This window comes from Clostridiales bacterium FE2011 (genome assembly GCA_017569305.1).
GTDB lineage: Bacteria > Bacillota > Clostridia > Christensenellales > Aristaeellaceae > Aristaeella.
This window is the reverse complement of sequence record CP069418.1, coordinates 30,251-42,909: the sequence shown is the minus strand read 5'-3', so window position 1 is coordinate 42,909 and position 12,659 is coordinate 30,251. Positions and strand designations below refer to the sequence as shown.

The following is a 12,659-nucleotide window of genomic DNA, read 5'->3' as shown; positions in this document are numbered from 1 at the left end:
ATAACTTGTGAAAGGAATCAGTATTTATGCCATGCAGAGCGAGTGAAAAGAATGAAAAGAGGAAGCAGCTCCAACCGGCCAAAGAGCATCAGGAAAGAGGCAGTCAGTTTGGCATGTACACCGTAACCTGCATAGTTTTCTACAGGACCGACAGAACCGAGGCCGGGACCTACATTGCTCACGCAGGTAAGTGATGCAGAAAGATTGGTTGTAATATCATAGTTGCTGCCCAAAGACATGATAAAACCGCCAACCAGAATAAGGACAATATACATAAAGGCAAACTGGGCAATCTGAGACAGTAAATGCTCATCAACAGATTTGCCGTCAATCCGAATGACATCCATTTTCTTGGGCTGACCTGTCGCACGGATATTTCTGCGTGAAAGCTTGCTCAGTACGATGATCCTGATTACTTTGATTCCGCCTGCTGTTGATCCGGCGCAGGATCCGATCAGCATTGCAATAACAATGATAATGTGAGAGGCTGCCGGCCATTTGTTAAAATCAAAGGTTACGAATCCTGTAGTGGACATAATTGAACTGATCTGGAAGGAACCATAACGAAGGGAAGCCAGGAAATCACCTTTATAGAAGTCCAGATTCAGTACGGTAACGAGAATGATGAAAACAATCGCAAAAACGAAATACCAGCGGAATTCTTCGTCGTGCAGGAAGGCCTTCAGCCTTTCTCCGATCAGGAACTTATAATACAAAGCAAAATTCACGCCAAACATAAACATGAAAACAGTGATAGCGATTTCAACCGGAACACTGTTGTAATGCGCGATACTGTCTCCGTATCTGCTGAAACCACCGGTACCGGCTGTTGCCATTGTGTGCACGGCTGAATCATAGGGTGAAAGACCGCATAAGAGAAGCGTGACAAATTCTATCAGCGATAAAAGGATATAGATTTTATACAGAATTTTAGCTGTCGCACCGGTTTTGGGAACAAGTTTGCTTAAAGAAGGGCCGGGACTTTCAGCCTTGACAAGATGGGCAGTGCGGCCTGTCAGTTTGGGCAGAAGGGCAAGTGTCAGCACTAGTACACCCATTCCGCCAATCCAGTGTGTGGTTGCGCGCCAGAAAAGTATGCCGCGGCAGGCATGATCAAAAGTATATTGAGTGAAAACGCTGGCACCTGTTGTAGTCAAACCGGATACAGTTTCAAAAAAAGCTTCTTCGAAACGCGGCAGAGTACCGGAAAGCATGAAAGGAACGGATCCAAAAATACCCAGCAGGATCCAGCCCAGGGCAGTTATGATATATCCTTCTTTCAGGCGGAGATGGGAATTCAGGTCTTTTCCGGGAATGAAACTCATGGCACAGCCGGCCAGCAGATTAATCAGTATACTGTATATTAAGGACGGAGCGTCACCCTCGCCGTAAACAAAAGCAACAATAAGGGAGGGCAGCATGGCTGCGGCTTCGATCAGAAGCAAGGCTCCCAGCATACGTATGATCAGTTTACGGTTCATTTGTAGAGCACCTCATTCAGATCTGAGATACCGGATTCAACTGAAATGATAACAACATGATCATTTTCTTCAATATGGTCATTCCCAAAAGGCACGATTATTTTCCCCTGATGGACAATAATGGAGACAAGAGAACCTGATTTCATTGTAAGTTTTTTAAGCGGTATGCCGATATAGGAATCGCCTTTTCTAGCAATAAATTCGATTGCTTCTGCTTTCCCTCCGACAAGACGGTAAAGTCTTTCAATCTTTGTTCCGTTGCTGTTTTCACGTGCGCGTACATATCGTAAAATAGTGGAACTGGTAATGAACTGAGGGCTGATAACGGAATCCAGGCCAAGATCATTCAGAATTTCCTGATAAGCAAGACGACTGTTTTTGGCAATGACCTTCGGGACGCCTGAACGTGCGGCATGCATACCTGAGATCAGGTTTTCTTCATCGCGGTTGCTGAGTGAAACAAAAGCGTCCATCTGGGACAAGCCCTGTTCCTCCAGAAGATCCTGATCCGTACCATCGCCGACAATAACATCAACCTTGGGAAGCTGCTCACTGAGAGAACGGGCTTTGACAGGGTTGATTTCGAACAGTGTAACATGAATTCCCATAGGAACAATCAGCCGGGACAGATAGTAGGATATTCTGCCGCCGCCGAGAAGCATTACACTGCGAACTTTATGCTTGTTTCTGCCGAGAAAACGGAAATACTCCGTAATGGTTAACATATCACCGGAAACAAACACCTTATCCCCGGCCTGAATCTTAAAGTCGCCTCCGGGAATCATAACGGTATTGTTTCTTTCAACCATTGCATAAAGGATGCGGGGAAGCCTGGGAATCTTACCGGCAAGATCCTTCATGGGAATACCGATAAAACAGTCTTCTTCCTGTGCACGGAATTCAACCATTTCCACAAGCCCCTTGGCAAAGGATTCTATACTGCCTGCAAACGGGTAACGTAAAAGACGGCTGATTTCAAGGGCTGTGGCACGTTCAGGATTAATCGCCACATCGATACCCAGCTCATTCTGAAGAAGCATCTGGCTCTCGTTGAATTCGGGATCACGAATTCTTGCGATGGTATAGTTTGCACCAAGACGTTTTGATATCAGACAGGCCAGCATATTGCTTTCATCGCTTTCGGTGGAAGCAATCACAATATTGGCTTTATCGACACCTGCCTCAAGCAGAACCTTTGCATTGGCACCGTTTCCTTTAATACACAGCGCATCAAGGGAGCCGCTGCACCTTTCAATTACTTCATCATCTTTATCGATGATAATAACATCATGCTCTTCAGCAATCAGGTGTTCGGCCAGTGTATAACCTACTTTGCCAGCACCGATAACGATGATTCTCATGGCCGATCCTCCTTACATAAATCATTTTATTCTACCATTTTTCCTTCAGCATGAAAAGCTTTTTCGAAACAGAGCTTTATAAGCTCAATACCGGTAAAAAAACAGTGCAGATATCAATCTGCACTGTTTGGCGGAGAGTCAGGGATTTGAACCCTGGGTGAGGTATCACCCCACACACGATTTCCAGTCGTGCGCCTTAGACCACTCAGCCAACTCTCCGCGTCAGCGAATGCTCACGTCGATAAATTATAGCGTCATTTTGAGTTTTGTCAAGGTCTGAGTTTCTGAATTTCTTCATCTGTCAGTTTGCGCCACATTCCGGAAGGGAGATCTCCAAGCTGGACTGGGCCGAAACGTACTCTTTTCAGACGTACCACCTGATGACCGACTGCTTCAATCATCTTACGTACCTGACGGTTGCGGCCTTCATGAATTGTTATAAGAAGATCTGTGGAAAATGTATCATGCCGGATCAGCCTGACTTCGGCGGGGGAAGTCAGTTTCCCGTCAATAATAACACCTTTACGAAGCATTCTGATTTCCTGATCCGATACATTGTTGGATACTTTGGTCAGATAGGATTTCTGGATTTCAAAACTGGGATGAAGCACCTTGTTCATCAAATCTCCGTCATTTGTAAGAAGAAGGAGGCCTTCACTGTCATAATCCAGTCTGCCGACAGGAAACAGGCGTACCGGATAGTCGCGGAAGCGGTCCATCACCGTAGCCCGGCCTTCCGGATCGGAGACAGTGGTTACCTCACCGACGGGTTTGTTATACGCCAGGTAGTGCTTTTCAGTTTCCGGCCTGACAATGCAGCCGTCCACCTGAACTGTATCAGACAGTTCGTCTAACTGTGTTCCGAGCACTCTGACAATTTCACCGTTTACAGAAACGCGCCCGTCAAGTATCATCTGCTCAGCATTCCGTCTGGATGCGACACCACAGGACGCAAGATATTTCTGAAGCCGCATAAAAAGCCTACCTTTCAATAATCAGAGAGGGCAGTTTTCCTGAAGGGGAACATGAGTATACTGCCTTTTGCCGGATTTCATTTCCTCCATGGTCTGACCGGATCCTATGAGTTTATACTTATAGGTTGTTAATCCTTCAAGCCCCATAGGTCCACGGGCATGGAGCTTGCCGGTTGCGATGCCGACTTCAGCACCGAGACCATATACAAACCCATCCGCAAATCGTGTGGATACATTCCAGTAAACTCCGGCACTGTCCACAGTGTTCATAAAGACTGAGGCATTTTCAGAATTATTGGTGACAATACAGTCTGTATGGTGTGAACCATAACGGTTAATATGCTCGATTGCTTCAGTCAGGGATGAAACAATTTTGATGGAAAGGATATAATCAAGATATTCAGTTGACCAGTCTTTATCAGTGGCAGGGACACAGGGGATTATTTTCGCTGTCTGTTCGTCTCCGCGGATTTCTACATTCTTTTCTGTAAGGCTGCGATACAGTTCGGGAAGAAATACAGGAGCAATGTCCACGTGAACAAGAAGGGTTTCAAGAGCATTGCAGACGGATACATACTGTGTTTTGCTGTCGGTAACAATCCGGCAGGCCGTTTCCGGATCAGCATCACTGTCGACATAAACATGACATATACCGTCAGAATGTCCAAGTACGGGAATACGGCTGTTATCCATAATATACCGGACAAAACTGTTGCTTCCCCTCGGAATAATCAGATCAATCAGCGTATCCTCCTTCAGCATCTGAGCAACATCTTCACGGCTTTCGAGAAGCTGTACAGTGGATGCAGCAAAACCGGAATCTTCCAGTGCCTGACAGACGAGGTCGCATAAAACCTGATTTGTATGCAGTGCTTCACGGCCGCCTTTCAGAAGAACCGCATTACCGCTTTTGATACATAGAGATGAAATCTGGATCAGCGCGTCAGGCCGGCTTTCAAATATGACACCGATTACTCCAATCGGGGAAGAAACCCGGTAAAGTTTCAGCCCTTCAGTGATTTCAGTAGCCGAAAGCGTTTTGTTCAGAGGATCCGGAAGATCTGCAAGCGCATGAAGGCCCCGAACGACCTGGTCAAGTTTTTCTTCACCAAAGGTCAACCGATGAAGAAGCGGCGCGGCAAGATCTTCAGCAGCCGCTGCATCGAGGTCAGCCTGATTGGCGGCAAAAATAGAATCTTTATTCTGTGTAAGCAAACGTGCGAGTGCTGACAGCACTGTATTTCGCTGATCCGCAGACGATACGGATATCTGATAAAAAGCACTTCTCGCATTTGCCGCGATTTCATGCAGGTCTTTCATATCCATCCCTCCCATTGCGTGATTATAACAGACAAATACACGATTGAAAAGGGAATACGTAAGTGTTATACTTTTTTCAGGGAGGAAGATGTAATGCCGCACCAGCAGGGAATCAAAACGATTGCTCAGAACCGCAAAGCTTTTCATGATTATTTTGTAGAGGAGAAGGTTGAATGCGGCATAGCGCTTTTCGGAACAGAGGTTAAAAGCATCCGACAGGGAAGAATTAATCTGAAGGAAAGCTGGGCTCAGATCCGAAAAGGGGAAGTATGGGTTGAAGGAATGCACATCAGTCCATATGAACAGGGCAACATTTTCAATAAGGATCCGATGAGACCCAGGAAGCTGCTCCTTCACCGCGGCGAAATCCGTAAACTTGAAGGACAGGTTATGCGCCAGGGATATACATTGATTCCCCTTGAAATGTATCTCCTGAACGGAAGGGTCAAGCTCCTTCTCGGACTGTGCAAAGGCAAGCAGCTTCATGACAAGCGTGACAGTATGGCCCAAAGAGATTCGGAGCGTGAAATACAGCGCGCTTTAAGGCAGCGGCAGAAATAATTGCTATTGAATTCCGTACATATCCGGGGATGATCCGGTTTCGACGGGGGTAACAGAGGAAGGATAAGCGAGCCGCAGACCCTGTACTGCGTATCAACGGGGAAAAACAATAACTGACAATAGCAATTACGCTTTCGCGGCTTAATGCCGCGCGTCGGCTCTGACCACCTGCAGATCAGACAACCGGCGTCATTAATGCAGGGAACGAATACCGCCTAAGCTTTGCAGCGGTATCCGCATAAATGAAGCTACCTTGAATGACGGTTTTCCGCGGACGTCATTCGGGGGAATCATAACCACGGAATGCGCTCGGAGAAAGTCTTTCTGAAGTGCTTTCGGACAGGGGTTCAACTCCCCTCATCTCCACTGAACAAATACCGGTCAGACAGACCGGTATTTTTGTATAAGAAAAGATCCTGACATTCATCAGGATCTGTATGTGCGGTCGACGGGACTTGAACCCGTACCCGTTGCCGGACACGCCCCTCAAACGTGCGCGTATGCCGATTCCGCCACGACCGCGAACAAACATCGAAATTATAAAGCCGTGTTACCTCTTTGTCAAGATATACAGAAAAACTTGCGGACGAAAGAAATAGGAAGTAGAATATCTGTGTCGGGTGAAAGGAGCAGTAGAATGCATTTCATTGAAGGAAAAAAACGGTATACGATATTTATCTGCGCTGCTGTTTTGCTTTGCAGCATCTGGAACTGTGCATGCTCCGCAAACCCATTTGAAATAAAACGTGTTGGAAATATCCACTCATATGAAGATAACGCTTTTCGCGTATACGCAGAGGAAGACGGATATCTGACGATCAGGATTCATGATGATGTTTGTGTGTACAGGGAACTGAAGCAGCGGATCAGCTCCGGAGAAACGACAGTGCAATGGGATGGATGTGCATACAATAAAGAGAAACTGTATGACAAAACATATACCATTACAGCTGAATTACAAACGGATTCCGGACAAACACATACTGCTTCATTCCTGTCACCGGTGGAATATCCGGGGCAATGCCTGCAGTATGCACTGCCCTCATCGAAAACGTTGTACCTGAACGCAGCGGAAACCTGGTTTATTGAATTCAGAACGGTTAAAAACGGCACTGTCATGCTGACATTAATGCGAGAAGGACAGGAGGAAGTTTCATACAGCTATAAAATTGCCACAACGGGAGGCAGGATCAACAGGCAGGATTTCAGTGACATTTCCAAAGCAAAGAAACCTGAACCGGGAAATTATATCCTGAAGATATATGAAGCGTCCAAACCTGAAGAAACATATGAGTATTCGCTTACCGTTTCTGAGAAGAAGCCTGAGGACAATTCCATATCAGTAACCGGTCAAATCATGCCGGACCGTAATATGTCCGAAGAAGAGATATGGAATATGATGATGAAGCCTTCGGTTGTCATCAATATTGACTTCTTTAAACATCAGGATGTTTATGAAAAGCAGGATGAGAAAAGCAGATCACTAGGAACCCTTCACGGGCAGACGCAGGGAGTACGGGTGATTGAGATTGACGGTACCTGGGCGCTTATAGGCGCCTGGAACCATGAAGAAGGAGAATATGTGGAAGGTTGGGTTCCGCTTCAAAAGCTCAAAACAGAAGAACCTGCTGAAGAATACGGTTTACTGGTGGACAAACAAAAACAAACAATGAGTGTATTTCACCAGGGTAAAATCATAGATACACTCTTTGTGTCCACCGGCAGAGCCGAAAGAAACAGTCTTTACCAGGAAACTTCCGCCGGATGTTTCCTGACAGGTTATCACAGGGTGAACTTTTCAACAAACGGCAAGAAATATGATTATGTTATCCAGTATGACGGGGGCAATCTGCTTCATCAGACACCTTATGACTGGGGGAAAAATAAAAAAGATTTTACGCTTGGACGCGGTTATCTGGGCGCAAAAGCCTCCCATGCCTGCATCCGAATACAGCCGGATCCCGGAGACGGTGGATTGAATGCATACTGGCTGTTTACACATCTGCCGTATCATACGCGTGTCATTATCCTGGATGATCCGGAAGAGAGAAAAGCGGCCAATAACAGGCTGAAAAGGAATAGCAACAGCGAGCCTCAGTATAAGATGCCCGTTACAGAGGGTGAACCGGAAGCCATAACAAATGATACGGTAACCATTACTTTCTGCGGCAAAGTCATTCCGGGCGGAAACAGGAGTTTCAATGCCAGAAAAGAGAGTTTCGTTTCCTTTACAGCCAAAGCAGGATATCAGGAACCTCTCTCAGGTTTAAAGACACTGTTATCTGAGGATGATCTGACTTGCGCAGATCTGGGAAGTATCCTGGAAGGAAACACGGAAATCACCCCGGAAATGAAGAACGTTCAATACGCTCCGAAGGGAACCGGCGAAATATTCAGGGATGCATCCATTGAACTGCTTACGCTTACCGATGATCTTTTATATCAACGGGAGGATTTTTTCAACAACACCAGGGAAGAAGCTGCCGGATATGCAGAAATCCTGGATCGTACCCAGCCTCTGGCAGTCAGACTGAAAGGACACCTTATCGGATTTGCCGGATGCAGTGAAAGTGAATACCTGGCTGATGTGAACGTCATTAGCAATCGAATCAGACAGCTGAAAAAGATGCATTGTGAAAGAATCGTATTTACGGTCAGCGGAAAGGAAAATAAAGAGCAGAATCATTCGATTATTCAGGAAGCTATGGCAAACAGATGCGTTCTGTGCGGAGCCGACTTTGTCATTTTCAATCAATACGGACAGTCACGGGGAATTGATTACATCAGGGGTGTACCGGTCATATATAATGCAGGTACAATCTTAGACGGCAGCACATCCAGAAAACCCAAAACATATTATTCCATGCTGGTCAGAATACAGTTTGATTTTTCATCAGAAGGGAAAACCACTCCTGTTACGGTTATTCCTGTTTTTCCCTATGGGAACCAGGAAACGGATATGAATACATACTGTCCGCAGACTGTTTATTCACAAAAGGATATTGACCTGTTTATCAGACATATCGGGAATGACTCCACTGATGAATCCATAGGCAGGACGTTTATCCATGTTCCGGGTCAGTTGTAAACGTAATAAACACATTCAAGACGTCCGTTATATAAACGACGTTTCCTGTCTGCTTTTTTGCCAAAGCTTCTTTCAAAAGCAGGGTCTGATGAAATCGCACAGAGCTTCCAGGATGGATGACGCTTTTTCAGCAGGAAAAGATCATGATAGAGTTTGCGGCATCCGGCCTGGTCGCTCAGGCGTTCGCCGTATGGCGGATTACATATAAAAACACCATTTTCTGCATCAAGGTTCAGTTCCTGGAGCGGAAGATGTTCCAAATGGATTGTATTACTGTCCAGACCGGCCTGGGCAATATGCCTTTTTGCAAGTTCCAGCGCTTCAGGATCGAGATCCGAACCGCTGATGCCGGAAATGCATTCCCTTGATTCCATTGCTTTCAGAGAAGCGCGAAGAGATGCAAAACCGAGGCCCTGAAAGCATTTATACTTTTCCATGGCGAACTGTCTGTTGATTCCCGGAGCGATCCTGCCGGATTTCAGAGCTGATTCTATCAGTATTGTCCCTGTTCCGCAGCATGGATCATGAAGCGGCTGTCCTGGTTTCCATCCGCTGAGTTCCACAAGAGCTGCGGCCAGTGTTTCACGAAGAGGAGCTTCACCGTTCCAGGTACGATATCCTCGGCGGGAGAGCGCTTCTCCTGAGGTGTTCAGGAGGATCCTGACCAGATCGTTTCTTACAGAGACATGGACAGACAAGGCAGAACCGGATTCGGGAAAAGTGCTTTGTCCGGTTTCTTTTTTCACATTTTCAATGATTGCTTTTTTGGTAATCGACTGACAGTCACGCTGGCTCATTAACTGGCTTCTGGTACATTTACAGGATATGTCGATAAAATCATCCCGTGAGAAATAATCAGCCCAGCGGACAGATGAAACAAGCTGAAAAAGATCTTCAAAACTTTTGCATTCTCCTGAGGCCAGAATAATATATAATCTGTCGCTGAAATGCAGTTCCATATTGGCAAGGAACAGTTCTTTACCGGTTGCGGAAAAAAGGACAAAACCGTTTCCGGCCTCAACGTCGTGTAGTCCGATGCTTTTCAGTTCCTTTGAAACAAGTCCTTCCATACCGAAAGCGGCGCTGGCATAGCAATGATATAAATGATTCATTCTGATTCCTCCCATTTCATCAGTTTATCCTTTTTCCATGATGATGTAAAGAATCCGGATGATTCCATAACGGAAGATGCCACCACTGTCGTTTTGAACAGAGAATATGAAAATAAAGGGACAAACTTGATTTTGAATATGATGTAGCGTATAATTTTACAGTTAAATGCGGAAGGAGAAGAATGTCTATGAAGCTTATCATCGCTATTGTTCAGGATGAGGACGCATCAAAACTTCTGTCCGTTTTAATGCAGCAGGGATTCGGAGTGACCAAACTGGCAACCACAGGCGGATTCCTGAAGGCAGGGAACACCACTTTGCTGCTTGGCGTGGATGACAACAGGATTGATGAAGCAGTGAGTATTGTTGAATCTGTATGCAAAAGCAGGAAGCAGATTTCCACAGTTTCTCCGTCAGTATCCGGCGGTATTTCACAGAATGAGTATTCATCCTATCCGATCGAAGTCACAGTCGGGGGAGCAACGATGTTTGTCCTGACCGTGGATCAGTTCCTGAAAGTCTAAAAGCAGGGATGCCGATGTTTTCATTTGAAGATTTTCGTCAGCAAGGATCTGAAATAGATGCTCTGAAAAAACAGATTACAGAGCATCGGCTTGTTCATGCTGTACTGATCACCGGACAGCCTGGGGCAGGAAAACGAACACTTGCAGGATTGATTGCGAGATCTATGATGTGTTCATCCACCGGAGAGATACCGTGCGGTGAATGTGACGGCTGCAGGCTGACGCTGGCCGGAGAACATCCGGATATAACAGTCATTGAAAAGGGCAATCCCATTTCACCGGATGTACAAAAGGGCAGGGCAACTATTCCAGTGGAAGATATCCGGGAAATGATCAGGTTGTGCAGCAGATATGCCTATGGAGGAGGCAACAGGGTTGTAATGATTCCTGATGCTGAAAACATGACTCCCCAGGCACAGAACAGTTTGCTCAAGATTCTTGAGGAACCGCCTCAAAATACTTTTTTTCTGATGACAACAAGCCATCCAGAGCAGATCCTGACGACTGTACGCAGCAGGTGCCGGAATATTAAACTCATCCCCTGGAATGAAAAATATATCACGAAGATCCTTGTTTCATCCGGAATTGAACAGGGGATAGCCGAAAAGGCAGCCAGGGCCTCAGGCGGTTCCATCGGAAATGCAATCAGGCTTTCCTCCGATGATTCTTACTGGAAGATGAAAGACGAAATAGTGAAGGCGTTTTTCGGAAACAGAAAAAGAAGCGAGGTCCTGAATATATCAACATCATGGAAAGATCGCAAGGGATCGTCAGATCAGCTTTTTGATATTCTTGAGGAAGTTGTCGGCCAGTTCCTGAAATACCGGCTTTTTCATGATGGAAAAGATTATCCTGAGGATTATTCAAAAGAATGGCAGCATTTTGCAGAAAGAGCACCGCTTGAAAGATTTACTCTTCTGACAGACGCGATAGCATGCGCCAGGAAGCAGAATGCCAGCAATGTCAATTTTCAGGCAGTTTTAGAACAACTACTTTTAACATTTATAGGAGAAAGTGATTTATGGGCAGAATAATCGGAGTACAGTTTCAGGAAAACGGAAAGATGTACTATTTTGATTCTTCCGATACCGACGTTAAAACCGGGGACTATGTCATTGTTGATACCGCCAGGGGCAACGATCTGGGTGAAGTTGTTATGGGAACGAGGGAAGTAGACGAAGAGAACTGGCGTACGCCCCTGAAAAAAGTAATCAGAATTGCGGATGAACAGGATATAAAACACGGGCAGGAAAACCGTGTGAAAGAAAAAGAAGCCTTTGGCATCTGCCAGAAAAAAATAGCTGAACACAAACTGGAAATGAAGCTGGTTTCTGTGGAATATGCTTTTGACAACAGTAAGATTCTGTTCTTCTTTACTGCGAACGGAAGAGTTGATTTCAGATCTTTGGTAAAGGATCTTGCTTCAGTGTTCAAAATGAGAATAGAACTGAGGCAGATCGGCGTCAGAGATGAGGCCAAAATGCTGGGCGGCCTTGGCCCCTGTGGAAGACCGATATGCTGCGGATCATTTCTTGATCAGTTTCAGCCGGTTTCCATCAAAATGGCAAAAGAGCAGAACCTGTCACTGAATCCAACAAAAATAAGCGGCGTATGCGGCCGCCTCATGTGCTGCCTGAAGTATGAACAGGAGCATTATGAAATGACCAGGAAAAAGATGCCTAAAATCGGACGGGAAGTCATCACACCGGATGGAACAGGACCTGTAACAGATCTAAATATCGTCAAGGAAACTGTTTTTGTCCGGCTGACAAACGGAGACACAAGCGAAATTAAGGAATACCCGCTTGAAAACATCACAAAACCTTCGGATGGAAATACAAACCAGGAACAGGGAAAGAAAAATAATGGTGAAGAAAAGACAGAGCCGGTTTATGAAGGCTTTGCCAGAAAGAAAGCCCAGAATGTTTCGACAGAAAAATCGGAGGATTCAGATGCTGATGAAAAAATGAATCCGACTGAAACAGATATCAGTATAAACAGCGAAGAAAAGAATAACAGGAAAGCACGTAAACCTATACTGGGACAGCCTGTGAGAAGGGAAAACCCTAACCGCCAACATGAAAAAAAGGACGGAGAAGAGGTTCAGGCCCAGCCTGATCATAACGTTGCAAAAGAAACACAGGCCACCTCGGAAACAAGTCCCAGAAGTCCGTGGGCAGACGCTTTGCAGAAAGCGATGCAGGCGATCAGCCAGGACAAATGATATATTGATTTTCA

10 protein-coding genes, 2 tRNA genes and 1 other RNA gene are annotated in these 12,659 nt (G+C 45.7%); 6 read left to right on the top strand and 7 right to left on the bottom strand.

The annotated features are described in order from the left end of the window. Nucleotides 1–17 precede the first annotated feature (17 nt). The 5 genes from JRC49_00215 to JRC49_00195 form a co-directional block, all read right to left on the bottom strand. The gene (locus tag JRC49_00215) at nt 18–1,481 is read right to left on the bottom strand and encodes a TrkH family potassium uptake protein (GenBank protein ID QTE71291.1); all 1,464 of its coding nucleotides are present in this window, start codon (nt 1,479–1,481) and stop codon (nt 18–20) included. Beyond that, nucleotides 1,478–2,842, bottom strand: coding sequence for a Trk system potassium transporter TrkA (gene trkA, locus JRC49_00210; protein ID QTE71290.1), 1,365 nt, complete (start codon nt 2,840–2,842; stop codon nt 1,478–1,480). Before trkA ends, JRC49_00215 begins: the two co-directional genes overlap by 4 nt. Before the next feature lie 128 nt (nt 2,843–2,970). Continuing rightward, a tRNA-Ser gene (locus JRC49_00205) sits at nt 2,971–3,061 on the bottom strand. 50 nt (nt 3,062–3,111) lie between these two features. Continuing rightward, nucleotides 3,112–3,816 (bottom strand): rRNA pseudouridine synthase, encoded by a 705-nt coding sequence (locus JRC49_00200; GenBank protein QTE71289.1) that lies wholly within the window; start codon nt 3,814–3,816, stop codon nt 3,112–3,114. Nucleotides 3,817–3,837: 21 nt separating this feature from the next. Beyond that, nucleotides 3,838–5,142 (bottom strand): glutamate-5-semialdehyde dehydrogenase, encoded by a 1,305-nt coding sequence (locus JRC49_00195; GenBank protein QTE71288.1) that lies wholly within the window; start codon nt 5,140–5,142, stop codon nt 3,838–3,840. An 87-nt stretch (nt 5,143–5,229) separates the two neighbouring features. On the opposite strand from JRC49_00195, the gene smpB reads away from it, so the two are divergent. Further along, nucleotides 5,230–5,697, top strand: a complete 468-nt coding sequence (smpB, locus tag JRC49_00190; GenBank protein ID QTE71287.1) for an SsrA-binding protein SmpB — start codon at nt 5,230–5,232, stop codon at nt 5,695–5,697. A gap of 25 nt (nt 5,698–5,722) precedes the next feature. Then, nucleotides 5,723–6,066: a transfer-messenger RNA gene (gene ssrA / locus JRC49_00185) on the top strand. Nucleotides 6,067–6,137: 71 nt separating this feature from the next. Here the strand turns inward: ssrA and JRC49_00180 are convergent. Then, nucleotides 6,138–6,219 (bottom strand) — tRNA-Leu (locus JRC49_00180). Nucleotides 6,220–7,093: 874 nt separating this feature from the next. Between JRC49_00180 and JRC49_00175 the strand changes: the two genes are divergently transcribed. Further along, nucleotides 7,094–8,785 (top strand): CapA family protein, encoded by a 1,692-nt coding sequence (locus JRC49_00175; GenBank protein QTE71286.1) that lies wholly within the window; start codon nt 7,094–7,096, stop codon nt 8,783–8,785. On the opposite strand, the gene JRC49_00170 is transcribed toward JRC49_00175, so the two are convergent. After that, a complete protein-coding gene (locus JRC49_00170) occupies nt 8,776–9,855 on the bottom strand; it encodes a class I SAM-dependent RNA methyltransferase (GenBank protein ID QTE71285.1) in 1,080 nt (359 codons plus the stop codon). The two genes, JRC49_00175 and JRC49_00170, sit on opposite strands and share 10 nt — an antisense overlap. Before the next feature lie 230 nt (nt 9,856–10,085). On the opposite strand from JRC49_00170, the gene JRC49_00165 reads away from it, so the two are divergent. The 3 genes from JRC49_00165 to JRC49_00155 are packed head-to-tail and all read left to right on the top strand — an operon-like array spanning nt 10,086 to nt 12,645. Then, nucleotides 10,086–10,421: a cyclic-di-AMP receptor gene (locus JRC49_00165; GenBank protein QTE71284.1), complete on the top strand. Its 336-nt coding sequence runs from the start codon at nt 10,086–10,088 to the stop codon at nt 10,419–10,421. 14 nt (nt 10,422–10,435) lie between these two features. Then, the gene (gene holB / locus JRC49_00160) at nt 10,436–11,455 is read left to right on the top strand and encodes a DNA polymerase III subunit delta' (protein QTE71283.1); all 1,020 of its coding nucleotides are present in this window, start codon (nt 10,436–10,438) and stop codon (nt 11,453–11,455) included. Further along, nucleotides 11,443–12,645 carry a stage 0 sporulation family protein gene (locus JRC49_00155; protein QTE71282.1) on the top strand — a complete coding sequence of 401 codons (1,203 nt, stop codon included), beginning with the start codon at nt 11,443–11,445 and terminating at the stop codon, nt 12,643–12,645. The genes holB and JRC49_00155 overlap by 13 nt, the downstream gene beginning before the upstream one ends. The last annotated feature ends 14 nt before the right edge of the window (nt 12,646–12,659 follow it).